Source organism: Pikeienuella piscinae (assembly GCF_011044155.1).
GTDB classification, from domain to species: Bacteria; Pseudomonadota; Alphaproteobacteria; order Rhodobacterales; family Rhodobacteraceae; genus Pikeienuella; species Pikeienuella piscinae.
The window spans coordinates 243,640-269,217 of record NZ_CP049056.1 but is presented as its reverse complement, the minus strand read 5'-3'; the positions used below and the strand labels follow the sequence as shown (position 1 = coordinate 269,217).

The window sequence follows — 25,578 nt, the reverse complement described above, 5'->3', positions numbered from 1 at the left end:
ATCTGTGGCGGCGCTTCCGATGGAAACCGGCTTGAGCCAGCCAGGCCTGTTTCGTTGCGTATTCGGGTGAATTAGCGCGGCGCTTCTCGCTATTTCGGGAGATGCCCGGCGATCATTCGTCTGGCGGTGATGATGGCCGGGTGGCCGCCCTCTGGCGGCATCGACGCGCCAAGACGCCGACGCAGACATTCCCCGACGCCACACCCATTGCGAATGAAGAACATGACAGCCGCAGGATCGCAGATCGACAGGCGCGGCCTGACCGATACCCGAACGCCTGATGTCCGATTAAGTTCAAACCTCTACGAGGTCGAAACTCATCCCGGATCGGGCGCCGCGGCGAGCAACTGGCTGGCGGTGGCGAGGTCGGTGATAAGCACCTGCGCCCGAACCGCTGTCAGCGCAGCCAGAATGGCGTCGATCTTGTGCGCCCCGCCGGCGGCGAGGACCACCCTTGGCAATGCGGCGATCTCGGTCGGCGGGATCGCCATGATCCGACGGTTGATCTCGTGATCGACAAGGACTCCGTCGCGATTGACGAAATAGCTGAGGATATTCGCCACCGCTCCCGCCTCCCGCAATGGCTGCAGGAGGTCTATGGGCGCGATGGCGTGATTGAACACGGTCGCCGTCGCCGCCATCTCGCCGACCGTGAGGATCGCGAGGTCCGCCTGGCACGCCCGCTCGTGGACGTCCTGCAAGGTCGGCTGCGCCCAGAGCCGATCCCGCAGGTCGGGGGCGTCGACGATCACGGGCGCTGTGATCTGATAGCTTTCGGCGCCGAGGCGTTGGGCGACCCGACTGGCGACGATCGAAGGATTGATCCAGCGCGAGTTCGGCAGCCCGCCGACCAGCCCGACGACGCTGGCGCGCTGCAGTTCCCGCCGCTCGAGATAGTCCAGACTGGAGTGCAACGTGGCGCCGCCGCCGATGGCCAGGGTCATTCCGTCCTGCATCGCCTCGTCGATGAAACGCGCGACGGCATGACCGATGCTGCGCTCGAGGTTCTTCACTTCGCTAGGGGTCGGCACGACCACCGCGCTCTCCAACCGCCAGCGGGTTTCCAGCATCCTCTCCAACGCGATCTGGTCGGAGGCGCTGGCGTTGATCGTGGTGACAACCACCTTGCTTTTGGAACTGTTTGAAAGCGAACGCATGACCCTGATCCGGCTGATTTTCAGCAAGTTCGCGATCGCCTCCTGCGTCATCCCTTCGACATGATAGAGCCAGGCGATTTTGACATGCAGGTCGGACGAAACCATTCCAAGCTGGGATCCGTTCGATTTGTTCGCCATCGCTCGCGTCCCCTGTTGGCCCGGTCTCCGCTCGCACCCTCCTGACTGATGCCGCATCTCCACGCAAGTGTATCCGAACATTTGTGTTTGACACGGATCATTTGAACATGACTATATTTCGGCGCACTATCGTGATTGCAATGGGCAGCGGGGTGCGGAGGCGGAGCCCCTCGCTTGGCCCGCTTCAAAAGGGAGGACTTTCCGATGGGGACGAAAACTCGAAGACTGGCGGGCGTTTCGGCGGCGCTGGCGGTTGCGGTCGGGATGGCGTCGACTGCATCCGCGGACAAGCTCGTGCTTTACACTTCGCAGCCCGACGCGGACGCGACCGCGACAGTCGGCGCTTTCCAGGCGGCCAATCCGGGCGTCGAAGTGGAAATATTCCGCTCGGGGACGAGCGACCTGCTGTCGAAGCTGGCGGCCGAGTTTGCGGCCGGAAGCCCGCAACCCGACGTGCTGTTGATCGCGGATGCGGTGAGTATGGAAGGGTTGAAGGCTGATAACCGGCTGATGGCCTACGCGGACGCGAACACCGAGGGGTTCGATCCGAACGCGTATGACGCCGACGGCTATTATTTCGGCAGCAAGCTGATCACCACCGGCATCGCCTACAATACCGGCGCTACCGAAAAGCCCGAACACTGGAGCGACCTCGCCGGTGACGCCTACAAGAACCTGGTGGTGATGCCCAGCCCGCTCTATTCTGGGGCGGCCGCGTTCCTGCTGGCGGGGTTCACCGCGCGGGACGATCTGGGCTGGGATTATTTCGAGAACATGAGGAAAAACGGCTTGACGGCGGTACGCGGCAACGGCGCCGTGCTGAAGTCGGTCGCATCGGGCGAGAAGGCCTATGGCATCCTTGTGGACTTCATGGCGATGAACGCCAAGAAGGACGGCTCGCCGATCGAGTTCGTTTTCCCCCCGGAAGGCGTGCCGGCGGTGACTGAGCCGGTGGCGATCATGGCCACCGCGAAAAACGCCGATGACGCAAGGAAGTTCGTCGATTTCATCCTTTCCGACACCGGTCAGGAACTGGCGCTGAGCCAAGGCTATCTGCCCGCCAAGGCTTCGGTCGGACGTCCCGACTGGCTGCCGGAAGGCGTCGAGGTCAAGGTGATGGATATCAGCGTACCCGAAGTCGTGAAGTCAATCGACGCCGACAAGAAGCGTTTCGCCACCATGTTCGGCGGCTGAGGACTCCACCCGGATGCCAGCGGCGGCGCGACAGGGTCAGGGCCAGCAGATGGCCCTGACCACGATGATCCTTGCGCTCATCGTGTTGTTTTCCCTATTGCCGATGCTGCGGCTACTGCAGGAGATCGTTCTGCCGGGCGGGACATTCTCGATCGATGCGATCCGTGATGGATTGGGCGACCGCACCGCCTGGATCGCCACTCGCAACTCGCTTGTGGTGGGCATCGGGGGCGGCGCTCTGGCGGTGATCCTCGGCACTACGGTCGCTTTGCTGGTGACCCTCACCGACATCCGCGGAACTCAAATGCTGGTCCTGTGCTACGTCACGCCGCTGATGATCGCGCCGCAGGTCATCGCGCTGGCGTGGCTGCAGGTGTTCGGGCCGTCCAGTCCACTATTGCATCTGCTGGGGATCGCGCCGCCCATCGGCACACCGAATCCGCTCTACTCCGCAGGCGGCATCATCCTGCTTCTGGGGCTTCACTACGGACCGCTGGTATTCCTGATCGTGCGTGCGGGTTTGCGGAAGCTGCCTCGCGAACTGGTCGAGGCGGCGCAGGCTGGCGGGGCCGGACCACTCAAGGTGGTGGTGACGATCGTGCTGCCGCTGATGACGCCTTCGATCGCCGGAGCGGCGGCGCTCGCCTTCGTGTCCTGCGTCGGAAATTTCGGCATACCGGCATTCCTCGGCATTCCGGCGAACTATACGGTGCTGCCGACGCTGATCTTCCGGCGGCTGGCTGGTGGCGGCCCGGAGGTGCTGTCGGACGTAGCCTATCTTTCGGTGCTGATCGGTATCATCGCGATGGCGGGAATCGCAGCGCAGGACTGGGTTGGCAAACGCCGCGACTTTCGGATCACCACCACCTCCGTGCCGCCGGAACCCTACCGGCTCGGCCGGTGGAGGATCGTCATCGGCGCGCTGATGTGGACGCTGATCGTGGGGGTTCTGGTTCTGCCGCTGGTCGGGCTGATCCTGACCTCGCTGGTGCGCGGCTATGGGGTCGTCCTGACCGCCGCATCGGCGACGCTGGACAATTACCGTTTCATCCTGACCCTGCATGAGGCCGCGCGGCGGGCTTTCGTCAATAGCCTGATGCTCGCGGCTACTGCCGCCGTATTCTCGGTGTTCGCGGCGATCCCGGTGGCCTATCTGATCGCCTGGGGGCGGACGCGCTGGGTCCGCTGGCTGAACTTCGCGATCGAACTTCCCTATGCGCTGCCCGGCGTGGTGTTGGCGATCGCCGCCCTTTTGATGTTCCTCAAACCAATCCCCCTGGCCGGGTTCTCGATCTACAACACCGTCTGGATCATCCTGTTCGCCTATCTGGCGCGTTTTCTGGTGCTGGCGATCCGACCAACAGTGAATGGCTACGCCCAGTTGGACCGCGCGCTGGAGGAGGCCGCGGAAGTGGCGGGCGCCGGCCTCTTCACCAGGCTCCGAACCATCATCTTCCCGTTGGTTGCGCCGGCCGCCATGGCCGGCGGGCTTCTGATCTTCATGACCGCGCTCAGCGAACTAACTGTCTCGGCGCTTCTTTGGTCTTCGGGGTCCGAGACCATCGGTGTGGTGATCTTCTCGTTCGAGCAGGGCGGCGATTCGAAATATGCAGCCGCCTTGTCCGTGATCGTGGTGGCGATCACCTTCTTGCTCATGCTGTCGGCCACGCTCTTCGCGAAACGTTTGCCCGAAGGAGTATTGCCGTGGAAGGACTGACGATCCGAAACCTGTCCAAGACCTTCGGCGGCTTCACCGCGCTGGATGACGTGTCGCTTGATGTCGCCGAGGGTGAATTTCTGGCGGTGCTGGGCCCGTCCGGCTGCGGCAAGACGACTCTCCTGAGGGCCATCGCCGGGTTCGAGAGCGTCAGTGCGGGCGAAATCGCGATTGGCGGTAAAGTCGTGTCCACGCCGACGCTGGAAGTGCCGCCCAACCAACGGCGGATCGGCATCGTCTTTCAGAACTACGCGCTGTGGCCCCACATGACTGTGGCGCAGAACGTCGCCTATCCACTGAGGGTGACTGGCGTTTCAGGCGCCGACCGCGATCGCCGGGTGCGCGAAGCATTGGCGCTGGTGGATCTCGGCGAAATGGCCGACCGTTCCCCCGCCAGCCTGTCGGGCGGGCAAAGGCAGCGCGTGGCGCTGGCGCGCTGCCTGGTGGCGGAACCATCGCTGGTTCTGTTCGACGAACCTCTCGCCAACCTCGACGTGCACCTGCGCGCCTCGATGGAGGACGAATTTCGCGCGTTCCACGAACGCACGGGAACCACGATCGTCTACATCACCCACGACCAGGCCGAGGCGATGGCGCTGGCGGATCGGATCGCGGTGATGGATCATGGACGACTGATGCAGCTCGACACGCCGCAGGCTCTGTATCACCGGCCCGCCAATCCGATGGTGGCTTCGTTCATTTCTCAGGGAATGATGCTTCCGACAAAGATCGAGTCGCGTGCAATTGAAGGCGCCTGTCAGGCCAATGTGCTGGGTCAGCCGGTGGTCCTGCGCTGCGCGCCTGGCGACGGCCCTCGCGCCAATGCGACGGTTTGCGTGCGGGCCGGAGATCTGCGGGTGACGACGGTGGATCAACCGGGCTTCGACGGGGTGGTGCGGCGCACCGTCTATCAAGGCGGCGTCGCGCGGCTGGAGATCGCGCCGGACGCCGCACCCGAGGTGCTTCTGCATCTGGAGCAACCGGATCCACAGTCAATCGCCTCTGGCGACCCGATCCGGCTGTGTCTGACCGGGGGCTGGCTGATCCCCGCAGGAGACGGGCGGTGACGCTGAGCGTCAACCTGTGTGGCGGCTTCGGCGAGAAGGGCCGGACCTCGATCGCCGTTGACGACGGCGAAACCTGTATTCTTCTGGACGCGGGGATCAAGGTCGGCGCTGCGGGCGACGACTATCATCCGCGGCTACCGCGCCCGGCCGAGCGGATATTCGCGCTGTTCGTCACCCATGCGCATGAAGATCACATTGGCGCCCTACCCTGGCTTTCGGAGAGGGGATTCCTCGGGCCGGTATTCATGACGGAACAGACCCGCGCCGAAATGCCGGCTACACTGGCGCAATACGCCCAACCGACGGACCTAGCCGGATTCCGGCCCGAGGCGATGGACATACGGCTGATCGAGGAAGGTCAGAGCGTCAACATTGGCGGGTTGCGGGTGACATCCGGCGCGTCCGGCCACGTCGCCGGCGGGCTCTGGTTCCATGTCACGGGCGGAAATTCCCGACTTGGCTATGCGGGGGACGTGGTGCCGCAGAGTACGGTCTTTCCGATGCGGCCGATCCCCGAATGCGAATTGCTGATTCTCGATTGTTCCTATGGGGTTGATACGGTGTCTGGGCCGGAGCGCGCAGAAGCCATCGCCCGATGGATCGACGCCCATCCGGGAGCCGCGGTTCTTCCGACGCCGCTGTCCGGCCGATCGTTGGAGTTGATCGCCATCCTCGACGGGCGGTTCGCGATCGCCAGCGACATGCGCGGAGCGCTGCTGCAGCAGATCGCGCGATCCGGAAGACCCGAACTCTCACAGCGAGTGGCGCGCGCGGAGGACTGGAGCCCCGGCCAGCCATTGCCGGACTGCGCGTTACTGGTCCACGACGCCATGGGCCAGGCTGGACCTTCCGTCGCCGCGCTGGAGCAGGCGGTGGCCGATGCCGCGCCTGTGCTGCTCAGCGGGCATCTGCCCGAGGGGTCGCCCGGCGCGATCCTTCGCGCGGCAGGCAAGGCGGACTGGCTGCGCATGCCGACGCATCCCACTCTTGCCGAGAATCTCGCGATCTGGAATCGGGCGGGTCGCCCTGCGGCCCTGGGCCACTCGTGCCCGCCTGACGCCCTCCATGCGCTGCACAGCGCATTGCCCGCTCTCGATCCTACTGTCCAGACCGGCGCTTCGGTGCCGCTAATAGAAAGACGATGTCTTGAGAGTCCTGATCGCCAATGACGACGGTATCGGCGCACCTGGCCTGGCGCTGCTGGCCGCAGCGGTCGACCGGCTGACCGACGATGTATGGACCGTCGCGCCTGACGCGAAGCGGACCGCAGCCGGCCATTCGCTGACCGTCGCGCGGCCGCTTCGAATGCATCGCCTCGGGCCGCAGCGCTATTCCTGCTCGGGGACGCCAGCCGATTGCGTGGTCGCTGCGATGACCTGGTTGTTTCGGGATGCGGATGCGCCGGATCTGGTGATCTCGGGCGTAAACGACGGCCCGAACGTGGCCGAGGATATCGCCTATTCCGGCACTCTCGCCATTGCGCGCGAGGCGAGCTTCTGGGGTCTTCCCGCGATTGGATTGTCGCGGGTCAAGAATGCCGATGTGCAGGAGACCGACGCCGGGCGCCTGGCTGATCTGATCGAAAGCCTGTGGGAGCGACGGCGGGACTGGTACGTCGAAGGTTCATGGTTGTCATTGAACCTTCCGCAGCGGATTCCGGCCGCAGTGCGGCAGCCGCGCATCGGCCGCGACAAGATCGCCCGCGAAAGTCGCGTGGTTTCGCGGACTGACAACATGACCGAACTGGTGGTCCCGCGGGGTCGTGCGCACGCCTCGGTCGCGGGGGACGAGAACAGCCTGCTTGCGCAGGGCTTCATCACGCTCAGCCGGCTGCGCTGGTCGATGGAGCAGCGCCTTGACGATACGCTGCTCGAACGCCTGTAAACTCTCAGGGTGCGATTGTCAGATTGCTGATGACAGGCAACACCTGTCGCGCGCCGGCGGCCAGTAACTCTTTACGCAGGTCGCTCCGGTCCGCAACGCCCAGCGCCGCGCCGCCGGCGGCGATTACGGCGGATATCACCGCCGGCGAGGTCGTCGCCGCGATCGTTCGACAGATGTCGTCGGTCAAGCCGTCCAATCCGGAAGCGATGTCTCCATGAACGACCTCGGCAGTGGGAAACGACGCGCGCAGTTCCGCCAATGTCGCTGCCAGCGCGCTCTCTCGCGCGACGATCCGCACCTTGACGCCGCGCCTGCTCAACGCGGCGACAATATCCGCCGCTCCGTCAGACAGTATCAGACCTCCGGCCAGCAGTTTCGCCTCGCTCCGCCGCAAGTCAGCGATGTAGCCGCTGGGGCAGATCCGACCGGTGCGCTCGGCCACATGCGTCATCGCCAGTCCCACCGGCCGGTGCAGAAAACGACGCCGCACCTCAGCCTCGGGCAAAGCCGCGCCATAATGCGCCAGTAGTGCGCATTGAGCCTGCACCGACAGGTCATCGGCATTGCTCAGCGCGCCTAGATCGAAGATCACGACGTTCGTGTCTGGCGGCAGCGGCACGAATTCGCTCGCGACCACTCGCAACTGCGGTGGCCCGCACGCGCTCTGATCGCCGGCTCTGTCCCAGTCCGGCTCGTCGCCGGCGAAAAGCTCCAGGAAAGGGACCGCGACGGCGCTGTCTTCGGCGAAGTTCTCGCGAAACGACCACCAGGTGCGCAGATCGAGGAAGGCCGCGCCAGGTCCGCCGCCGTCCGAAAGCATCCGGCGCAGGTCAAGGCACCAGGTCACGCAGGCATGGCCCTCGGGCCAGAACCGCGCCGACCCCTCCGGCGTCTCCGCCGGCATGACCATCTTCAGCGGGGCGTTCCGCAGCAGCGCTTGCAGAAGCACCCCCGCAGCGCGATGCGGCGGATGCATCGGCAGCATACTGCGCCAATCCAGGTAGGCGGCCGCCAGGCGAACACTGTCGATCCGCACAACCGCGCCCTGATCCCGCCCGATCCGTCGCATCGTAGCCGTGAAGGCGGGGGCGAACCGCCGCAGACGCGCCAAGTCGCCGGCCTGTTCCGCCGGTTGAAAGGGATTGGGGACGAGCGCCAAGCCCATGGGGCTAGATCAGCCGCGCGTATTCGGAGAGAAGCCGGCGGATCGCCGCGCGGTCGTCGGGAAGCTCGGCGATCTGGCGGCCCAGCGCCGCAGCGGCATCGATGCAGATGTCGAGCAGCGCCTGCTCGTCGGGGTCATCGTCGGGATCGACCAGCAGCCACAGCATCACTGCGAACAGCGCCAGCCGCCGATCCGCGGCCGACGCCCGGACAGCGAATGGCGGCGGCGGGGCGAACATCCCGGCATCCGCCTCGATCAGCAGCGCCGCAGCCAGATCGAAACTGTCTCCGGGCGGCGGCGTCGAGCGGAGCGTCCGATCGAAGGCTCGCGCCGCCAGCATCTCGCTCAGGAGTTCCGACGGCAACGACAGGCGCTCGAAAGCGATTTCGAGCCCGAAGTAAAGCCGTTCCGCAAAAGCCGTCGGGCCCGCTGGATCCGTCGCCATGCGCGCCAGCGTCCAGGTATTGCGCTCCTGCGGAGTCGAATGATCGAGCATGGAATGAACCGCACGCGAGGTTTCATGTTCGACGCGCAGCCCGATCCTGTCGATCCGGTGCATGAAATCGTCGACCAAGCCCCCCACCGGCGGCGGCACAAGAGATCGGAGCGGCCGTATCACCTCCCGGCCCGCCGCCAATCCGGTGCGCAGGCTGCGCAGGGCATCTTTCACGGGCAGCGCGGGAGAAAGCATCATCGCCTCCGGTTCATCTGCGGCGTCTCGATCCGCAGCAAGAACAATTGTTATCGCATCAGAACAATGGTGCCTGCACCCTTGCGCGTCAAGCAGCCCCGAGACGCCAGGCCGCGCCCGCAGCCGTGCGATGAACGTTAGTGTTGACATCGGCACAAATGTTCCGGATCAACAGACGACGCAGCGAGAGAAAGGGTCGTCACAATGGCCACGAATGTAGCGCTCGTCGGCCTTGCGCGCGATCTCGCGCAGCGCGCCGAGACGGGAAAGCCAATTCGTATCGGGCTTGTCGGCTCGGGCGAGATGGGGACCGATATCGTCGCCCGCACCATCCACATGCAGGGCGTCGAGGTGGCGGCGATCGCCGACCTGAATCCCGAGGCCGCGACGAAGGCTGTGGACATCGCCTTTCAGGAGGACGGTCATTCGCGCGATGTCGACACGACCGATGCGCTGAATCGAGCGGTCGAAGATGGCAAGGTCGCGGTGGTCGCGGATGCGGAGCAACTTCTGAACAGCGGCCTGATCGACGTGGTTGTTGACGCCACCGGAATTCCCGCCGTCGGCGCCGAGATCGGGTTGCGCGCCATGCAGCATGGCAAGCACCTGGTAATGATGAATGTCGAGGCGGATGTAACCGTCGGCCCGTATCTGAAAGGCGAGGCCGAGAGGCTCGGCGTGGTCTACTCGCTGGGCGCCGGGGACGAACCGTCGTCCTGCATGGAGTTGATCGAATTCGTTTCCGCGATGGGCCATCCAATCGTCTGCGCCGGCAAGGGCAAGAACAATCCGCTGAATTTCGACGCCACGCCAGACGCCTATGAGGCCGAGGCGAAGCGGCGCAGCATGAATCCAAGGATGCTCGTCGAATTCGTTGACGGCTCGAAGACCATGGTCGAGATGGCGGCGATCGCCAACGCCACCGGATTGATCCCGGACAAGCCGGGAATGCACGGACCGGCGGCTGGTCCGAAGGATCTGGCGAAGGTGCTGACGCCGAAGGCCGATGGCGGCATTCTGTCGGCTTCAGGGCGGGTAGACTTCTCCATCGGCGAAGGACTCGCCCCGGGGATTTTCGTAGTGGCGGAGATGCGCCATCCACGGATTTCCGAGCGGATGGAAGACCTGAAACTGGGTCAAGGCCCTTATTTCACCTTCATCCGCCCCTACCATCTGACCTCGCTCGAAGTACCGCTGACCTGCGCCCGCGCCGTGCTCTACGGCCGGCCCGACATGCAGCCGATGGACCGGCCGGTAGCCGAGGTCTGCGCGGTGGCCAAACGCAACCTCAAGCCGGGCGACACGCTGGGGATGATCGGCGAATACGACTATCGCGCCTGGATCATGGAGACGCGGGAGTCGCGCGCCGTCGGTGCGGTTCCTTGCGGCATGCTGACTCACGCCAAGGTGACGAAACCCATCGCAAAAGGCGATCTGATCACGCGCGCTAATGTCACTCCACCGGACTCGGCGCTGGTCAGGATGCGCGCGGAACAGGACCGGATTCTCTATGGTGACGCAAATGTCTGATGCCGCCGTAAACATACCCTTCGCCATCCACACCTACACGCCTGAGGTTCTGCGCGAGGCGCTGAGGAAGATGATCCTGATCCGCCGCTTTGAGGAAGGCGCCGAAGACGCCTATACCCGCGGCCTGATTCACGGCACCATGCATCTTTCGATCGGTCAGGAGGCCAGCGCCGTCGGCGCCTGCCTGCCGCTGAGCGATGAAGACAAGATCACCTCGACGCATCGCGGCCACGGCCACTGCATCGCCAAGGGCGCCGAGCCAACCAAGATGTTTGCCGAGTTTTTCGGCAAGGAGACCGGCTATTGCAAGGGCCGCGGCGGTTCGATGCACATCGCCGATGTCGCCAAGGGCAATCTCGGCGCAAACGGCATTGTCGGCGGCGGGCTTCCGATTGCGGTGGGCGCGGCGCTCAGCGCCAAGCGGCTCGGCACTGGCGGTGTGGTGACCTGCTTCTTCGGCGACGGCGCCAATAACGAAGGCGCCTTCCACGAGGCCCTGAACATGGCGGCAGTCTGGAAGCTGCCGGTCGTCTTCGTCTGCGAGAACAATAAATACGGCATGTCCGTCTCGACCGAGCGTTCGACCGCCGCGGCCCAGGTCGCCGACCGCGCCGTCGCTTACGGGATGCCGGGAGAGGCGGTCGACGGCAACGATGTCTCGGCGGTCGCAGAGGCTTGCAATGCGGCGGTCGAACGGGCGCGCGCGGGCGAGGGCCCCAGCCTGATAGAGACCATGACCTATCGCTGGCGCGGCCATTCCAAATCCGACCGCAATCGTTACCGCACCAAGGACGAGATCGAATCCTGGGTCGCTCGCGATCCGATCCCACGTTTCGCGGCGCTACTGGTCGAACATGGCGTGATGACCGAGGCCGAGGTCGCGGCGCTGGAAATTGATGTGGCGGAAGAAATCGCCACCGCGATCGACTATGCCCGCCAGAGCCCCGACCCGAACCCGCTTGAGGCCACGCGCGACGTCTATACTCCCGCAGCAGTCGCACCGGAGGCGGCGTGACCGACAATCGCGAGCTTTCATATGCCGAGGCCATCCGAGAGGCCCTGGCGATTGCGCTCGAGTCCGATCCGGCGGTGATCCTGCTTGGAGAGGATATCGGCGTTTATGGCGGCGCCTTCCAGGTGACGGGCGATCTGATTGACCGGTTCGGCCCGGATCGAGTGATGGACACGCCGATCTCGGAACTGGGCGGCGCCGGAGTGGCTGTCGGGGCCGCGCTGACAGGCCTGAAGCCGATCTTCGAATTCCAGTTCTCGGACTTCGCGACGCTCGCGATGGAGCAGATCGCCAACCAGGCCGCCAAGCTGCGCTTCATGCTGGGCGGCGCGGTGTCGGTGCCGCTGGTGATGCGCTTTCCGGCCGGTTCGGGCACAGGGGCGGCGGCGCAGCATAGTCAGAGCATTGAGGCCTGGCTGGGGCACGTGCCGGGCCTGAAGGTCGTGCAGCCGGCGACGCCGCATGACGTCAAGGGGCTGCTGCTGGCCGCCATCGCCGACCCCGACCCGGTGATGATCTTCGAGCACAAGCTGCTTTACAAGATGAAGGGGCCGGTCCCCGAAGGCCGTTACACCGTGCCGATCGGCAAGGCGGAGGTGCGCCGGGCGGGGCGCGACGTGACCATCGTGGCGACCTCGATCATGGTGCATAAGTCGCTGGACGCGGCGGCAAGGCTGGCCGAAGAGGGCGTCGAAGTCGAGGTGATCGACCTGCGCACGATCCGTCCGATGGATCGCGAAACTGTGCTGGAGAGCGTTCGCAAGACCGGTCGGCTGCTGATCGTCTACGAGGGCGTCAAGACGCTGGGCGTCGGCGCCGAGGTCAGCGCCATGGTGGCCGAGAGCGACGCCTTCGATTTCCTTGACGCGCCGATCCTGCGTCTCGGTGGCGCGGAGTCGCCGATCCCCTACAACCCCGAACTGGAAAAGGCGGTGGTGCCCCAGTCGTCAGACATCCTCGACGCCGCGCGGCGTCTGGCCGGAGGCCGCGCCTGATGCCGGTCGAGGTGATCATGCCAAAGGTCGACATGGACATGGCCGAGGGCGTCGTTGCGGTCTGGCATGTGGCCGAAGGGGGCAAGGTCGAGAAGGGCTCGGCGCTGTTCGATATCGAGACCGACAAGGCGACGATGGAGGTCGAAAGCCCGGCCACTGGAATTCTTCGACGGGTCACGGCGACGCCGGGCGACACGGTGCCGATCGGCGCTGTGGTGGCGCTGATCCAGACCGAAGGCGAAGCGGAGCCGGCGGCCGAGATGGTCACCCCGTCGCGTGAGGCCCCAAATCGGCGAGCGGAGCCTGACCGGGCCACTGCGACCCGACCTGAGCCCGCGTCCCCGCGGGATCAGAAAGCCTTGCAAGACGACGGGAAGCTGCGCGCCTCTCCGCTTGCCCGCCGCCTAGCGCGAGAACGGGGAGTGATGCTGGAGCGCATCGCCGGCAGCGGCCCGCGCGGCCGCATTACCCGGAGCGATGTCGAGGCGGAGGCTGCGGCGGTCTCGGCGCCTGTCGCGTCGACCGATCCGCGCGCAATCGCCGATCGCCTGGGTCTGGGCCACCGGCTGGAACCAATCAGCCGGATGCGGCGTGTCATCGCTCGCCGTCTGACCGAGAGCAAGACGACAGTCCCGCATTTCTATCTCGAAGCCGAGATCAGGCTGGACCCGCTCTTGACGCTCCGTTCGCAGATCAACTCCGGCCTGGCGGCGTTGGGCGGTTCCAGCCGCGTCTCGGTCACGCATTGCCTGGCGCGCGCGGCGGCATTGGCGCTGATCGAGGTGCCTGAAGCCAATGCTTCCTGGGCGGGTGAAACCATCTTGCACTATGATGCGGCGCAAATTTCGGTGGCCGTCGCGGTCGACGGTGGGTTGGTCACGCCGGTCTTGCGAGATGCAGACCAGAAATCGCTGGTCGATCTGGCCGGGGAACTGTCTGACCTTACCGAGCGCGCACATGCCGGCGAGCTTTCCAGCGAAGCGATGCAGGGCGGCAGCATGTCACTGTCGAACCTCGGCATGTTCGGGGTTCGTCGGTTTTCGGCGATAATCAATCCACCGGAAAGCATGATCCTCGCAGTTGGCCGCGGTGAGCGCCGGTTCCTCGTCGGAGATGACGATCAGCCTGTGGCGGCCACGATGATGTCACTGACGCTCTCCTGCGACCACCGCGTCGTTGATGGCGCACTGGGCGCGCGTTGGCTGGAGAGTTTCAGAAACTTCGTCGAACAGCCGGCGAACCTCCTAGGCTCGGGCCTCAAAACCGGAAGATGACGATTGCGGCGACAATCGGCTTGCGCTCGCCCCCCTCTAGACGGCTCCGAAAAGGGACTCCTCTGGCGCACCGGTAGTCTGGCCGAGGCAGTGTAACTTTGAAAGTGCTGTCAGGAAAGCCGAATAAGTATCCGTTTCCGGCGACATCAACCGTACCTCTTGACCGCGCGCGGCGAACAGCCGCCCGGCATGATGCGCGCCGGAACACGCTTCCATGGTCACGACGCACGACGGGAGCTTGCCCGCGAGTTCAGCGAGGGTCGCTCGCCTGACGCGGCGGCGCAGGGCGAGACGGTCGAAGTGATCGTCGAGCCCGGGGGGCTTTCTCTGCCGGGGCGATCTTCATCCGAGCCTTTCCGCCGCGGCGACGGCGATCGCCGGGATCCGCTGGAATGGTCCGCGCTTCTTCGGATTGAGGAAACAAGACGCCGGGAAGGCGGCGGCGTGACGAAGGTTCCGGCGAAGCGCTGCGCGCTCTACACCCGCAAGAGCTCGGACGAAGGGCTCGACCAGGAGTTCAACAGCCTCGACGCGCAGCGCGAGGCCTGCGCGGCTTACGTCAAGAGCCAGGCCGGCGAGGGCTGGAAAGCGCTCCCCGAGCGTTATGACGATGGCGGGGTCTCGGGCGGGACCATGGAGCGCCCGGCGCTGAAGCGGCTGCTCGCCGACATCAGGGCGGGGCGAGTGGATGTCGTCGTGGTCTACAAGATCGACCGGCTGACGCGGTCGCTCGCCGACTTCGCGCGCATCGTCGAGCTCTTCGACGCCCACGCGGTCAGCTTCGTCTCCGTCACCCAAGCCTTCAACACCACGAGCAGCATGGGGCGTCTGACGCTGAATGTCCTCCTCTCGTTCGCGCAGTTCGAGAGGGAGGTCAGTCTACGCAATCATCTTAGAGTGCTCGCCGAAGCCGCCCCTTCAGCATTCCTTGATAGTTTGGAAGCTGAACTGAGAAGATCCGATCCGTCCGTTGAAGCAATCATGGGAACGGTGAGCGGAGGAGTGAGCGGCGACTGCCTCAGGACCGACCTGTTGTGGTCGCTTGAGCTTCTCGCCTGGCTGCCAAACAGCTTCTCCCGCGTTGCTGCAATCACCTTCAATCTCCAGCGGTTTCAGATCGACGACAATTGGGTAAACATGCCAGCAAACACCGCTGCGTCACTGTTTTGCCCGTGGCTCCCGGCGTCGACTTTGTCGGCGCAGGAACGCATCGCAGTCCTTCGCGATCTTGCGGGGCGATTCCGTTTGCCAGTGTTAGATGTCTGTATCTCTCAGAGCCTGGCTCGAAACTCGGTCAAACATAACAATACCTTGCGAGGCGTCTGGTGAGCAGTCGGATATGCGCGACGTTCGCCCACGCCTCGGACGAGGCGATGGATCGCTCCCAGTCCTTGGCGAGACGGCGGCATCTTCCAAGCCATGCGAAGGTGCGCTCGACAACCCATCGCCTTGGAATGATCTCGAACCCTTCGGCGCGATCAGATCGCTTGATGATCTCGATGCGCCAGTCGCCGAACCCGGTCAGGGCGCGGCGCAGTTTCTTCCCGGCATAGCCGCCGTCTGCGAAGACGTGGCGCAGCCACGGCCAGCGTCTGCGGATGGACGCCAGCACGAGCGGGGCGCCGTCGCGGTCCTGCACGCCGGCGCCGTGAACGACCAGGCCAACCATCAGCCCAATCGTATCGACCACCATGTGGCGCTTGCGGCCCCTGATCTTTTTCCCAGCGTCGTAGCCGCAAACCCCTCCCGCCTCTGTGGTTTTCACGCTCTGACTGTCGATCACGCCTGCGGTCGGAGACGCCTCGCGCCCCTCCAGCTCCCGTGACACCATCACCAGCGCATTGTTGAGTGCGGGCCAGAAGCCTTCGTCCCGCCAGCGGTAGAAGTAACGCTGCACGGCCGAAACAGGCGGAAACTCCGTCGGAAGATAGCGCCAAGGGCAGCCGGTCGAGGCGATGTAAAGGATCGCGTTCATCACCTCCCGCAGATCGGTTGTGCGCGGGCGGCCCAGACCGCGTCGATCAGGCATGTAGGCGGCGATCACCTCCCATTCCCGATCCGTCAGGTCGCTTGCATAGCGCGCTGACCGTCGCGCATATTCCGCGCGGGCGATATCATCCCAGGGCATCGGGCCTCCGTCAGTCGTTGCAAACCGACGTGAATCACAACCCTCTGATATCGCTCAACTCATTTCGGGGCGGGCTCTGAGGCAAGAACGCAGGGTTGGAACTTCTGGCGGCGGATACCTCAGGTAGCGCTCGAAGGTCCGTATAGGGAAAGCTGCACTGCAACGTCTCTGCCCACAGTCAAGAACTGCATTGGGCCGAAGGCTCATGTTCAACATTGGCCGAGGGCGAATCTTAGTTTCAATTTAATCACGCCGATCGCAGCATTCTAAACCCGTCCCTGCCGAAGTCGAGAGGGGCGCCCCCTCTCGACGCTCTCCCCGAATGCCGCCGCCCGCCGAGGCGGCCGAGTTGATCCGCGATCCGCTCCGAGATCGCGGCGAGAGGAGGCGAGCCGTTCCGTGCGCGGTCTTCATGACGCGCACGAAGCGGATCGCCTCTGGAAAAAGAGGATGAGAACAGGCTGCCGGGCAAGGGTTCACACCTTCCGCTGCTACGGATCGCCCGGGGTCTCACCGGATCGTGCGCGTCGCCTTGATCAACTCAATGCGAAGGACCGCACATGCTCGACGCACTCTCATCCACACCCGCCGCCGCCGTCAGCCGTGCCGACTGGCGCCAGTCGCTCACCTGGGGCGACATCATCAGCTTCCGCTTCCCGGTCGAGGGCTCGTCGGAGCTGCCGCCGAAGAAGCGGCCCTGCCTGGTGCTCGACATCGCCCGGCTGGGCGAGCGCCGCTACGCCATGCTGGCTTATGGCACCAGCGCCTACACGAAGGCCAATCGCGGCTATGAAATCCGGTTGAGCTAGGCGGAGGCTCTGGCCGCCGGCCTGCATCGCCCGACCCGCTTCGTCGGGGCGCGGCGGGTGCTGGTCTCCCTCGATCATCCGGGGATCGTTCTCTGGGCCGCGACCGGCGCTCCGGTGATGGGCCGCCTCTCGGGCGACGCCGTCGAGCGCATGAACAGCGTGCGCGCCCGGATCCACGCCGAAGCCGACATCGCCGCCGAGCGCCGCTCGGAGCGGCGGAAGGCCCGAGGCGCGCGCCACCGGCGCACCGAGCCGCGCCCGGTCAGGGTTGAGCACCGATGGCCGCGCCGGCGCCGGCCAGCGACCAGCGCCTGAGACTTACCGACCCCCGCAGGCCGAGATCCGTTCGGGCCCACACGATGTGGCCCGGACGATCCCGGCTGCGCTCATCCAAATGAAAGAGGATATCAAAATGTCGACAGACATCACCACGCTGCTTCCGAACAGCTTTTCCACGCAAAACACCCGCCGTCATCTGGTCTTTACGGCCGAGGCCCAGCCAGACGAACTGGCCCGGGCGGCGATCTCGGCCGCCGACGCCATCGCCGCCGCTCGCGCCGCCGTGCGCGCCTATGAGGCGGACTCCATCGCAGAGGGGGTGCTCGACCCCGCCTTTCGGGCGCTGGCCGATCTCGTCCGGAAGCGACAGGTTCTCGACGATGATTTCCGCGAGGCCGCTGAGGAAGCGGTTGAGTATCTCTCCAGACTCAGGGCGGACGACCCGCAGAGCGAACAGGAGATCAGCCGGCTTCGGGGCTTCCTCGCCGACGCGCTTGCGCTCTCATACCGGGTCGCGGATCTGATCACAGCGGAACATGACATCCGCCGGCGACGCAGCCTCTCGGTGAAGCGGTAGAGGGACTCGCAAGAGCCGTCAGCGCTCCGGCTGCGGCCGGGGCGCATCAGTGTGGGCGGGGAGCGCCAAAAGGCGACGCAGCGCTGGAATTTGTGGAGCAAAGTGTGGAGCAAAAATAGCCAATAATTCGGCCGGCTTTTCAATTATCGTTTGATTGCAACGTATTGTGCTTAGCACGCAATCAAGTCATGGCGGAGAGACAGGGATTCGAACCCTGGGAAGGCTTGCGCCCTCAACGGTTTTCAAGACCGCCGCATTCGACCACTCTGCCACCTCTCCGCTGGCGCGCCCGCCACGCTGGCGGACGCGGACCCGGTGCGGGTTCTAGCCCCCGGACGGCGGAGCGTCCAGCGCTGCGCGCGGTTTCCATAGCGGCCGGCTTGCGGTAGGCTTGGATGAACGCCGCGCAAGCCGGCGGAGCATTCTGAGGCGGAGATACGTGTATGAACCTCAACGCCGGTTCTCGCGGCCGTGCCGTGGCGCTCTCACTCTGCATCATCGCGCTCGCCAGCTGCACTGAAGCCAAGCTCGGTGTGCACTTCCTCAAATCGGCGGCGCGCACGGTCGATTCGGCTTCAGGGCCGGTCAGCGCGCCCGTCGAGCCCGCCTCCGGGGCCAGCGACGACAGACTGGCGCCCGCGCGGTTCCATGCGACGGGAACGGCGGTCTGGGATGGCGCCGCGACGCTTGAAGGCGTCTGGATCGCGCACCCGCGCGCCGCGCGGGCCGAGCGGGTGCGCATCCTAAATATCGCGACCGGCGAGACCGTTGAAGGCGCGATGTTCCGCCGCGATCCGGCGATGCCCGGCCCGCCAATCGTAGTCTCCTCCGACGCCGCGCGCGCACTTGGCCTGAGTCCGGGGACGCCGGCCGAACTGGAGGTCACTGCGCTGGAGAACGCCGCTCCGTCCAGCCTTGAAGGCCGGAGCGCGAGCGCGGCGAACCCCGTGGAGGCCCCTGCCCCGCCGGCGCCCGCTCCGATTCAGATCGACCCCGTCGCGCAAGCGCCGGAGAGGACGCGAGTCGGCGCCGCGCCGCAGTCGCCCGCTCCCGCGTCACCTGCAGTCCTCGCCCGCTCTGACGCGAATGACGCCCCACCGAACGCCCATCCGGTGGGGGCGGATGAACCGCGGCCGGCGGCGACCGCCGCGCCGCCCGCCGGAAGATATCTTCAGGTCGGCTCCTTCGGCGTCGCGGCGAACGCCGCCGCGCTCACCGAGCGGCTCCGCGCGGGCGATCAGCCATCGCGACGGGTCGAGCGCAGCGTCGGCGGCAGGCTCATGAGCATCGTCCTCATCGGCCCGCTGGATTCGGCCGACGCCGTCGCCTCGGCGCGCGAGGCGGCGGCGGCCGAAGGCATACATGACGCAATCGAGGTGACTTTATGACCCGCTTTCTCGCCGCCCTCGCCACCGTTTTGCTGGCCGCTGCGCCCGCCTCCGCCTTCGATACGGCCGCCCGCGCGGCGATGGTGATCGACATGACCAGCGGCGCGGTGCTTCTCGAGAAGAATCCCGACATGCCGCTGCCCCCGGCGTCGATGTCGAAGTTGATGACGCTCGACATGACATTCGAAGCGCTGCAATCGGGACGGCTATCGCTCGATGAAACCTTCCCGGTCTCGGAAAAGGCGTGGAAGATGGGCGGCAGCCGGATGTTCGTGCGCGCGGGAGAGCGGGTCAGCATTCGCGACCTTCTGCGCGGCGTCATCGTCCAGTCCGGGAACGACGCGTGCGTGGTGCTGGCGGAAGGGCTCGCCGGGTCGGAAGCGGCTTTCGCCGAGAAGATGAACGCCCGGGCGGCGGAACTCGGCATGACAGGATCACATTTCGTCAACGCCACCGGCTGGCCAGACCCCGAGCACCGCATGACGGCGCGAGATCTTATGATCCTCGTCGACCGGATGGTGAACGTCTTCCCCGAATACTACCCGATTTTCGCCGAGACCGAGTTTGAATGGGACGGAGTGAAGCAAAGCAACCGCAACCCGCTTCTCTATCTCGATCTGGGCGCCGACGGGCTGAAGACAGGCCATACCGAGGCGGCGGGGTATGGCCTCACCGGCTCCGCAATTCGCGACGGGCGGCGCATCGCCTTCGTCATCACTGGACTTGACAGCATGAATTCGCGCAGTCAGGAGGCCGAACGGCTGCTGACTTGGGCGTTCCGCGAGTTCCGCACCGAACAAATCGCTACCGCCGGCCAGATCGTCGGCGAGGCGGAGGTTTGGGTCGGAGAGGACGCGACCGTGCCGCTGACGCCCGAGCATGACGTGATCGCGACCGCGCCCTGGAGCGATATAGACAAGATGAAGACGATCATCCGCTATGACGGGCCGATTGCGGCGCCGATCGCCGCCGGCGACCGGATCGGCGATCTCGTGGTCGAGGCGCCAGGCCTCCCTCCGGTCTCGACGCCGCTCATCGCCGCCGCGGCGGTGGCGAAGGGCGGTCTCGCCACCCGCGTCGGCGCCGCAATCCGCACGCTCCTGCGGGACGAGGACGCGCTCCTCCTCACCGAATAGCGTCCCGCACGTGACCGGATTCTTTCTGACCTTCGAAGGCGTCGACGGCGCCGGCAAGAGCACGCAGGCCCGGCGCCTCGCCGCACGCCTGCGGCGCGCCGGCCATGAGGTCGTGCTGACGCGCGAACCGGGCGGCGCGCCGGGGGCGGAGGAGATCCGCCGACTCCTCCTCACCGGCGACCCCGCACGCTGGTCGCCGGTGACGGAGACGCTGCTCTTCTTCGCCGCGCGCCGCGACCATCTGGAGCGGACGATCCTTCCGGCGCTCGCGCGCGGCGCGACAGTGATCTCCGACCGCTTCACCGATTCCACCCGCGCCTATCAGGCCGCCGCGCGGCCGGACGCGGCGGGCGCCGCGCGGGCGCTGATCGACCTGCTCCAGGAGCGGACGATCGGCCTCGACCCCCGGCTCACGCTGATCATCGACATGGATCCGGCCGCCGCCCACGCTCGCGGCGTCGCGCGCACGACCGACGAAGCGCGATTCGAAAGACTCGGCGCCGGTTTCCAGACGCGGCTCCGCCAGACATTCCACGAGATCGCCGCCGCCGAGCCGGAGCGATGCAAGCTGATCGACGCCGCCGGCGACGAGGATGCGGTCGCCAGCCGGGTCTGGGCCGTGGTCGAGAAAGCCCTCCGCTGATGGCGGAGGACGCGCCACCGCCTGAGCCGGATCGCGTCGGCGACCTGCCGCACCCGCGTGAGACGCAGGCGCTCTACGGCCAGCACGCCGCGGAAGCGGACTTCCTGAACGCGTGGGGCGCGGGTCGGCTTCACCACGCCTGGCTCCTGACCGGGCCGCGCGGGGTCGGCAAGGCCACGCTGGCCTATCGCATCGCCCGGACCCGGCTGGCGCAAGCGGATGGCGGCGGGCTCTTCGACGCGCCCGAACCGCCCACAACGCTCGCGCTCACCCCAGACCACCCGGTCGCCCGGCGCGTCGCGGCCGGTTCGGAGCCCGGCCTCTTCACACTCCGCCGCACGCCCGATGCGAAGACCGGCAAGCTCAGCACGCAGATCCGCGTCGACGATGTCAGGCGGATGAAGAGCTTTTTTCAACTTTCCGCCGCGGATGGCGGGTGGCGCGTAGCCGTCATAGATCCGGCGGAGGAGATGAACGCCGCCGCCGCCAACGCGATCCTGAAGCTGCTGGAGGAACCGCCGCCGCGCGCGCTCCTCCTTCTCGTCAGCCACGCCCCGGCGCGCCTGCTGCCGACCATCCGCTCGCGCTGCCGGGTGCTGAAACTTGGCCCGCTCGGCCCAACCGATCTCGACGCCGCGCTCCGCGAGGCAGGCGTGGAGACGGAGGGTGATCTCGACTCGCTCGCGATTCTCGCCGGCGGCGCGGCGGGCGAGGCCGCGCGGCTCGTCGCGCTCGGCGGGCCAAAACTCTACCGGCGGCTTCTTCGGCTCGCGGAGGGCGCGCCCGGCATGGACCGGCGCGAGATGATCGCACTCGCCGATTCCTGCGCCGGACGCGGCGCCGCCGAAACATATGACCTGACCCTCCGTCTCATCGACATCCTTCTCGCCCGGCTGGCGCGCGCCGGCGCAGGACGGCGCGGGGCCGAGGCGGTGGAGGGCGAAGCTGAAATTCTGACGCAACTCGCGCCGGATGAGGCGGCGGCCCGGGTCTGGGCCGATCTTGCCGCAGAGATTCAGATTAAGGCCGCGCGCGCGCTGGCGGTCAACCTTGACCCTGCGATGGTCATGCTCGATATCTTCTTCGCGTTCGACGCCGCCGCAAGAAAGATCCGCGCGCGCCCCGTTTGACCAAGATTGACCGCGCACGGAGCGTTCCCATGCCGCCCGAACTGGTGGACAGCCATTGCCATCTCGACTTTCCTGATCTGATCGGGGAACTCGACGACGTGATCGCGCGCGCCGGCGCCGCGGGGGTGCGGCGCATGGTCACGATCTGCACGCGCCTGCGGAACGAACCCGCCGTCCGCGCCATCGCCGAAGCCCATGAAGGCGTCTTTTACGCCGCCGGCGTCCACCCGATGAGCGTGGCGAAGGAGGACGCCGCCACGGTCGAGCAGCTCACCGCGCTCGCCCGCCACCCGAAAATGGTCGGGATCGGAGAGACCGGGCTCGACTATCACTATGAGAAGGAGAGCGCCGCAGCGCAGGCGGCGAGCCTGCATGTCCATATCGAAGCCGCGCGCCGCACCGGCCTGCCGCTGATCATCCATGCCCGCGATGCGGATGAAGACATGGCGCGCATCCTGACCGAGGAACATGCGGCGGGGGCCTATTCCTGCGTCATGCACTGTTTTTCCTCCGGCCCGGCGCTGGCCAGGGCGGCGCTCGACTGCGGTTTCTACCTCTCGATGTCAGGTGTCGCGACCTTCAGGAACGCCGCCGCTGTCCGCGAGATATTCGCCGCCACGCCGCTCGACCGGATCCTTGTGGAGACCGATTCCCCCTATCTCGCGCCGCCGCCGCATCGCGGCAAACGCTGCGAGCCGGCGTACACCGCGCTCACCGCCGCCGTCGGGGCCGAGGTGAAGGACCTGCCGCTCGCCGAATTCGCCGCCGCCACCACGGCGAATTTCGACCGGCTCTTCGCCAAGGCGGCCGAATGGTCGAAAGCACGGGCGGTCTGATGGCGACGCTCCGCTTCACCATACTCGGCTGCGGCTCCTCCGGCGGCGTGCCGCGCCTTGGCGGTCGCTGGGGAAACTGCGACCCTGAGAACCCGAAGAACGCCCGCCGGCGCTGCTCAATGCTGGTCGAGCGGATCGAGGAAGGGGGCGTCACCCGCGTCCTGATCGACACCTCGCCGGATCTGCGCCAACAACTCCTCGACGCCGGAGTCGGCGATCTCGACGGCGTCCTCTACACCCATGAGCACGCCGACCATGTTCACGGGCTGGACGATCTGCGCATGATCGTATTCAATCAGAAGAAGCGCCTGCCGGTATGGGCCGATGGCAAGACCTCGAACGCGCTGCTCTCACGGTTCGGCTACGCCTTCGCGCAGCCGGAAGGCAGTCCCTATCCGCCGATCCTCGATCTCAGGCCGCTGAAGGGCTCGGTGGACGTGACAGGCGCCGGCGGCGTGGTGGAGGCGCGGCCTTTCGAGGTCAGCCATGGCTCTATCGACTCGCTCGGCTTCCGGATCGGCCCGCTCGCCTATCTCCCAGACGTGCTCAGCATGACCGACCAAGCCTGGACGGCGATCGCGGGCGCCGACTGCTGGGTGCTCGACGCGCTGCGCTACGATCCGCACCCCACGCATACCCATCTTGCGCAGTCGCTGGAATGGATCGAGCGCTCGGGCGTTCCCTCCGCGGTGATCACCAACATGCATATCGACCTCGATTACGAAACGCTCAGGCGCGAACTCCCCGATCATGTCGCACCCGCATTTGACGGCATGCGCCTTGATTTCCCTGTCTGAGCGCCGGACGCCGGCGCGGAACCGCCAATGTTGAGCATATTCAACACCGTCCTGCCGGTCTTCTTGATCGTCGGCGCCGGCTACGCGGCGGTGAAGTTCCGCTATTTCGCCGATGATGGCGTCTATTTCTTGATGGGCTTCACGCAGAATGTTGCGATCCCCTGCCTCCTCTTCATGGCGCTCTATCGGCTCGATCTCGGCGCCTCGTTCGACGCGCGGCTGATCTTCAGCTTCTATTCCGGCGCGATCTTCTGCTTCGCGCTCGGCTATCTCATCGCCCGGAAGGGCTTTCATCGCCGCCCCGGAGAGAGCGTCGCGATCGGCTTCGGCGCGCTTTTCTCGAACTCGGTGCTGCTCGGCCTGCCAATCATGGAGCGCGCCTTCGGGCCTGAGTCCCTCGCGCCGAATTACGCGCTGATCTCGCTTCACGCCCCCGTCTGCTACATGATCGGCATCACGGCGATGGAGATCGCCCGCGCCGATGGGCGCAGCGCCGGCGACACCGTGCGGGTGACGCTGAAGGCGATGTTCCGTAACGCCATCTCCATGGCCTCCGCAGCCGGCCTCGCCTACAATCTTTCCGGCCTGTCGCTCCCGCTGCCGGTCGCGGCGGCGGCGGACATGATTTCCCGCGCCGCGCTCCCCGCCGCGCTATTCGGCCTCGGCGGCGTCCTCAGCCGCTACCGGATCCGCGCGACGCTGGGCGAGGCGTTCTCGATCGCCTTCGTCTCGACCCTGGTCCACCCCGCCATCGCCTTCGCGCTGACCCATCATGTCTTCGCGCTCGAGCCCGGCTATGTCCGCTCCGCGACGGTGATGGCGGCGATGGCGCCCGGGGTGAACGCCTACGTCTTCGCTTCGATGTATGACCGTGCGACCGGCGAGGTGGCGGCGACCGTGATCATCGCCACCGCGCTTTCAGTCGCCACCGCCGCCGGCTGGCTTTGGGTGCTGGGCGGCGCGACGATGGGTTGAAGTCTTTCACACCCTGGTGAACCGATCGCCCGAGGAGGCGACCCCGGATGGGTTTCGAGGAGGGCGCGCTCCTTTCAGACGGCGTAGCGGTTCACCAGGAGAACGCCGATGCATGCGGCGGCGGAGGCGGCCCAGCCCGCAAGGCCGACCGTCTCACCCAGCATCAGCCAGCCGCCGATCGCCGCCAGCACCGGCACCAGGGAGGTGAACGCCGAGGCCCGGCCGAGACCAAGCGTCTTTACCGCATAGCCGAAACAGGCGACCGACAGCGCGCCCGAAAGCACACCTTGCACCAGTATGAGATAGCCGACTTCGATCGGCGGATAATCGAAGAGGTCGGTCCCGAACACCATCGCCGCAGCGATCAGGAACGGAGAGGAATAGAGACAGACATAGGCCGCAGACTCGGCCCCCGAAAGCCCTGTATGCCGGAATGCGATGGTGAAGGAGGACCAGCCGATACAGGCCAGCAGCAGCCAGGGCGCGCCGATCAGAACGCCGTTGTCGGCGCCCGCCAGCGCCGGGCCCAGGATGAGCGCCACCGCCATGGCGATGAAGCAAAGCCCGAGAAGACGACCCGGCCGGAGTCTCTCTCCCTCCACAGCGACGCCCCAGACCGCGACCACCATCGGCAGGAGCCCGGGCACCAGCGGCCCGAAAAGCGACGCCTCGACAGTCTTCATCCCCTGGGCGATCAGCATGACGAACGGGCCGCCCCAACCGACGGTCATGATGACGAGCAGAAGTGGGCTTTCTCCCTTCGGGAAGACGCCTTTCCGGATCCAGTAGGGCGACAGAAGCAGCGCCGGCGCGACATAGCGCACCACCGCGATATCGAACGGCGTGTGCTCCATGAGCACAGAATCCCGCGTCGAAACGATCCAGCCGGCCCAGATCGCCACCGCGAGCAGGATTCCAATATAGCCAAGCGTCAGCGAAGGTTCGCCCCGATCCGTCACCGCCGTCATTCGTCCTCCACTTCCGGCGCCACTCATGCGCCTCGCTGCGACGCGGCGCAAGGTCGCTTTCCCACCCGCGCCGAACCGGCTAAGAGGC

At 66.0% G+C, this 25,578-nt stretch carries 24 protein-coding genes, 1 tRNA gene and 1 pseudogene; 20 read left to right on the top strand and 6 right to left on the bottom strand.

Features of this window, described 5'->3' with window-relative positions:
• Nucleotides 1-317: 317 nt before the first annotated feature.
• A complete protein-coding gene (locus G5B40_RS01255) occupies nt 318-1,295 on the bottom strand; it encodes a sugar-binding transcriptional regulator (protein ID WP_165094046.1) in 978 nt (325 codons plus the stop codon).
• A gap of 204 nt (nt 1,296-1,499) precedes the next feature.
• Between G5B40_RS01255 and G5B40_RS01250 the strand changes: the two genes are divergently transcribed.
• Genes G5B40_RS01250 through surE form a run of 5 tightly spaced genes read left to right on the top strand, consistent with a single transcriptional unit; the run spans nt 1,500 to nt 7,157 of the window.
• Nucleotides 1,500-2,489, top strand: coding sequence for an ABC transporter substrate-binding protein (locus tag G5B40_RS01250; protein WP_165094044.1), 990 nt, complete (start codon nt 1,500-1,502; stop codon nt 2,487-2,489).
• Between the two features lie 13 nt (nt 2,490-2,502).
• Nucleotides 2,503-4,206 (top strand): ABC transporter permease, encoded by a 1,704-nt coding sequence (locus G5B40_RS01245; RefSeq protein ID WP_165094041.1) that lies wholly within the window; start codon nt 2,503-2,505, stop codon nt 4,204-4,206.
• Nucleotides 4,194-5,273 (top strand): ABC transporter ATP-binding protein, encoded by a 1,080-nt coding sequence (locus tag G5B40_RS01240; RefSeq protein ID WP_165094039.1) that lies wholly within the window; start codon nt 4,194-4,196, stop codon nt 5,271-5,273. Before G5B40_RS01245 ends, G5B40_RS01240 begins: the two co-directional genes overlap by 13 nt.
• Nucleotides 5,270-6,442: an MBL fold metallo-hydrolase gene (locus G5B40_RS01235; protein ID WP_211907389.1), complete on the top strand. Its 1,173-nt coding sequence runs from the start codon at nt 5,270-5,272 to the stop codon at nt 6,440-6,442. The genes G5B40_RS01240 and G5B40_RS01235 overlap by 4 nt, the downstream gene beginning before the upstream one ends.
• Entirely contained in the window at nt 6,420-7,157 is a 738-nt protein-coding gene (surE, locus tag G5B40_RS01230) for a 5'/3'-nucleotidase SurE (protein WP_165094036.1), read from the top strand. The genes G5B40_RS01235 and surE overlap by 23 nt, the downstream gene beginning before the upstream one ends.
• Nucleotides 7,158-7,161: 4 nt before the next feature.
• Here surE and G5B40_RS01225 read toward each other — a convergent pair whose 3' ends face one another.
• The gene (locus tag G5B40_RS01225; protein ID WP_165094033.1) at nt 7,162-7,977 is read right to left on the bottom strand and encodes an HAD family hydrolase; all 816 of its coding nucleotides are present in this window, start codon (nt 7,975-7,977) and stop codon (nt 7,162-7,164) included.
• A 349-nt stretch (nt 7,978-8,326) separates the two neighbouring features.
• On the bottom strand, nt 8,327-9,013 hold the full coding sequence (locus tag G5B40_RS01220; RefSeq protein WP_211907388.1) for a hypothetical protein: 687 nt from the start codon (nt 9,011-9,013) through the stop codon (nt 8,327-8,329).
• A gap of 204 nt (nt 9,014-9,217) precedes the next feature.
• On the opposite strand from G5B40_RS01220, the gene G5B40_RS01215 reads away from it, so the two are divergent.
• The 5 genes and pseudogenes from G5B40_RS01215 to G5B40_RS01190 form a co-directional block, all read left to right on the top strand.
• Nucleotides 9,218-10,543 (top strand): NAD(P)H-dependent oxidoreductase, encoded by a 1,326-nt coding sequence (locus tag G5B40_RS01215; RefSeq protein ID WP_165094027.1) that lies wholly within the window; start codon nt 9,218-9,220, stop codon nt 10,541-10,543.
• Entirely contained in the window at nt 10,536-11,558 is a 1,023-nt protein-coding gene (locus G5B40_RS01210; protein WP_165094024.1) for a thiamine pyrophosphate-dependent dehydrogenase E1 component subunit alpha, read from the top strand. Before G5B40_RS01215 ends, G5B40_RS01210 begins: the two co-directional genes overlap by 8 nt.
• Nucleotides 11,555-12,550, top strand: coding sequence for an alpha-ketoacid dehydrogenase subunit beta (locus G5B40_RS01205; RefSeq protein ID WP_165094021.1), 996 nt, complete (start codon nt 11,555-11,557; stop codon nt 12,548-12,550). The genes G5B40_RS01210 and G5B40_RS01205 overlap by 4 nt, the downstream gene beginning before the upstream one ends.
• Entirely contained in the window at nt 12,550-13,824 is a 1,275-nt protein-coding gene (locus G5B40_RS01200; RefSeq protein ID WP_165094018.1) for a dihydrolipoamide acetyltransferase family protein, read from the top strand. Before G5B40_RS01205 ends, G5B40_RS01200 begins: the two co-directional genes overlap by 1 nt.
• A 444-nt stretch (nt 13,825-14,268) precedes the next feature.
• Nucleotides 14,269-14,703 (top strand): annotated as a pseudogene (locus G5B40_RS01190) (recombinase family protein); the annotation flags it as partial.
• A 415-nt stretch (nt 14,704-15,118) separates the two neighbouring features.
• On the opposite strand, the gene G5B40_RS01185 reads toward G5B40_RS01190, so the two are convergent.
• Nucleotides 15,119-15,952, bottom strand: a complete 834-nt coding sequence (locus G5B40_RS01185) for an IS5 family transposase (RefSeq protein WP_165094016.1) — start codon at nt 15,950-15,952, stop codon at nt 15,119-15,121.
• A gap of 560 nt (nt 15,953-16,512) precedes the next feature.
• Between G5B40_RS01185 and G5B40_RS01180 the strand changes: the two genes are divergently transcribed.
• The 3 genes from G5B40_RS01180 (at nt 16,513) to G5B40_RS01170 (ending at nt 17,617) form a co-directional block, all read left to right on the top strand.
• The gene (locus G5B40_RS01180) at nt 16,513-16,761 is read left to right on the top strand and encodes a hypothetical protein (protein ID WP_165094011.1); all 249 of its coding nucleotides are present in this window, start codon (nt 16,513-16,515) and stop codon (nt 16,759-16,761) included.
• 57 nt (nt 16,762-16,818) lie between these two features.
• Nucleotides 16,819-17,076: a hypothetical protein gene (locus G5B40_RS01175; RefSeq protein ID WP_165094008.1), complete on the top strand. Its 258-nt coding sequence runs from the start codon at nt 16,819-16,821 to the stop codon at nt 17,074-17,076.
• Between the two features lie 97 nt (nt 17,077-17,173).
• Nucleotides 17,174-17,617 carry a hypothetical protein gene (locus tag G5B40_RS01170; RefSeq protein WP_165094005.1) on the top strand — a complete coding sequence of 148 codons (444 nt, stop codon included), beginning with the start codon at nt 17,174-17,176 and terminating at the stop codon, nt 17,615-17,617.
• 189 nt (nt 17,618-17,806) lie between these two features.
• On the opposite strand, the gene G5B40_RS01165 is transcribed toward G5B40_RS01170, so the two are convergent.
• Nucleotides 17,807-17,896, bottom strand: a tRNA-Ser gene (locus tag G5B40_RS01165).
• 164 nt (nt 17,897-18,060) lie between these two features.
• On the opposite strand from G5B40_RS01165, the gene G5B40_RS01160 reads away from it, so the two are divergent.
• Genes G5B40_RS01160 through G5B40_RS01130 form a run of 7 tightly spaced genes read left to right on the top strand, consistent with a single transcriptional unit; the run spans nt 18,061 to nt 24,522 of the window.
• The gene (locus G5B40_RS01160; protein ID WP_165094002.1) at nt 18,061-19,005 is read left to right on the top strand and encodes an SPOR domain-containing protein; all 945 of its coding nucleotides are present in this window, start codon (nt 18,061-18,063) and stop codon (nt 19,003-19,005) included.
• Complete coding sequence (locus G5B40_RS01155; RefSeq protein WP_165093999.1) at nt 19,002-20,141, top strand: D-alanyl-D-alanine carboxypeptidase family protein; 1,140 nt, start codon at nt 19,002-19,004, stop codon at nt 20,139-20,141. The genes G5B40_RS01160 and G5B40_RS01155 overlap by 4 nt, the downstream gene beginning before the upstream one ends.
• Nucleotides 20,142-20,151: 10 nt before the next feature.
• The gene (gene tmk, locus G5B40_RS01150) at nt 20,152-20,784 is read left to right on the top strand and encodes a dTMP kinase (RefSeq protein WP_165093996.1); all 633 of its coding nucleotides are present in this window, start codon (nt 20,152-20,154) and stop codon (nt 20,782-20,784) included.
• The gene (locus tag G5B40_RS01145) at nt 20,784-21,914 is read left to right on the top strand and encodes a DNA polymerase III subunit delta' (protein WP_165093993.1); all 1,131 of its coding nucleotides are present in this window, start codon (nt 20,784-20,786) and stop codon (nt 21,912-21,914) included. Before tmk ends, G5B40_RS01145 begins: the two co-directional genes overlap by 1 nt.
• Nucleotides 21,915-21,943: 29 nt before the next feature.
• On the top strand, nt 21,944-22,750 hold the full coding sequence (locus tag G5B40_RS01140; protein WP_165093991.1) for a TatD family hydrolase: 807 nt from the start codon (nt 21,944-21,946) through the stop codon (nt 22,748-22,750).
• The gene (locus G5B40_RS01135; RefSeq protein ID WP_165103096.1) at nt 22,750-23,547 is read left to right on the top strand and encodes an MBL fold metallo-hydrolase; all 798 of its coding nucleotides are present in this window, start codon (nt 22,750-22,752) and stop codon (nt 23,545-23,547) included. Before G5B40_RS01140 ends, G5B40_RS01135 begins: the two co-directional genes overlap by 1 nt.
• A gap of 27 nt (nt 23,548-23,574) precedes the next feature.
• Nucleotides 23,575-24,522, top strand: coding sequence for an AEC family transporter (locus tag G5B40_RS01130; protein ID WP_165093988.1), 948 nt, complete (start codon nt 23,575-23,577; stop codon nt 24,520-24,522).
• A gap of 74 nt (nt 24,523-24,596) precedes the next feature.
• Here G5B40_RS01130 and G5B40_RS01125 read toward each other — a convergent pair whose 3' ends face one another.
• Nucleotides 24,597-25,490, bottom strand: coding sequence for a DMT family transporter (locus G5B40_RS01125; protein ID WP_165093985.1), 894 nt, complete (start codon nt 25,488-25,490; stop codon nt 24,597-24,599).
• Nucleotides 25,491-25,578: the final 88 nt, after the last annotated feature.

Excerpts from the sequence above, each read along its gene's own strand:
- G5B40_RS01255 (WP_165094046.1), bottom strand. The coding sequence starts at position 1,295 with ATGGCGAACAAATCGAACGGATCCCAGCTTGGAATGGTTTCGTCCGAC.
- G5B40_RS01250 (WP_165094044.1), top strand. The coding sequence starts at position 1,500 with ATGGGGACGAAAACTCGAAGACTGGCGGGCGTTTCGGCGGCGCTGGCG.
- G5B40_RS01245 (WP_165094041.1), top strand. The coding sequence starts at position 2,503 with ATGCCAGCGGCGGCGCGACAGGGTCAGGGCCAGCAGATGGCCCTGACC.
- G5B40_RS01225 (WP_165094033.1), bottom strand. The coding sequence starts at position 7,977 with ATGCTTTCGGACGGCGGCGGACCTGGCGCGGCCTTCCTCGATCTGCGC.
- G5B40_RS01220 (WP_211907388.1), bottom strand. The coding sequence starts at position 9,013 with ATGCTTTCTCCCGCGCTGCCCGTGAAAGATGCCCTGCGCAGCCTGCGC.
- G5B40_RS01215 (WP_165094027.1), top strand. The coding sequence starts at position 9,218 with ATGGCCACGAATGTAGCGCTCGTCGGCCTTGCGCGCGATCTCGCGCAG.
- G5B40_RS01210 (WP_165094024.1), top strand. The coding sequence starts at position 10,536 with ATGTCTGATGCCGCCGTAAACATACCCTTCGCCATCCACACCTACACG.
- G5B40_RS01200 (WP_165094018.1), top strand. The coding sequence starts at position 12,550 with ATGCCGGTCGAGGTGATCATGCCAAAGGTCGACATGGACATGGCCGAG.
- G5B40_RS01185 (WP_165094016.1), bottom strand. The coding sequence starts at position 15,952 with ATGCCCTGGGATGATATCGCCCGCGCGGAATATGCGCGACGGTCAGCG.
- G5B40_RS01180 (WP_165094011.1), top strand. The coding sequence starts at position 16,513 with ATGCTCGACGCACTCTCATCCACACCCGCCGCCGCCGTCAGCCGTGCC.
- G5B40_RS01170 (WP_165094005.1), top strand. The coding sequence starts at position 17,174 with ATGTCGACAGACATCACCACGCTGCTTCCGAACAGCTTTTCCACGCAA.
- G5B40_RS01160 (WP_165094002.1), top strand. The coding sequence starts at position 18,061 with ATGAACCTCAACGCCGGTTCTCGCGGCCGTGCCGTGGCGCTCTCACTC.
- G5B40_RS01155 (WP_165093999.1), top strand. The coding sequence starts at position 19,002 with ATGACCCGCTTTCTCGCCGCCCTCGCCACCGTTTTGCTGGCCGCTGCG.
- G5B40_RS01145 (WP_165093993.1), top strand. The coding sequence starts at position 20,784 with ATGGCGGAGGACGCGCCACCGCCTGAGCCGGATCGCGTCGGCGACCTG.
- G5B40_RS01140 (WP_165093991.1), top strand. The coding sequence starts at position 21,944 with ATGCCGCCCGAACTGGTGGACAGCCATTGCCATCTCGACTTTCCTGAT.
- G5B40_RS01135 (WP_165103096.1), top strand. The coding sequence starts at position 22,750 with ATGGCGACGCTCCGCTTCACCATACTCGGCTGCGGCTCCTCCGGCGGC.
- G5B40_RS01130 (WP_165093988.1), top strand. The coding sequence starts at position 23,575 with ATGTTGAGCATATTCAACACCGTCCTGCCGGTCTTCTTGATCGTCGGC.
- G5B40_RS01125 (WP_165093985.1), bottom strand. The coding sequence starts at position 25,490 with ATGACGGCGGTGACGGATCGGGGCGAACCTTCGCTGACGCTTGGCTAT.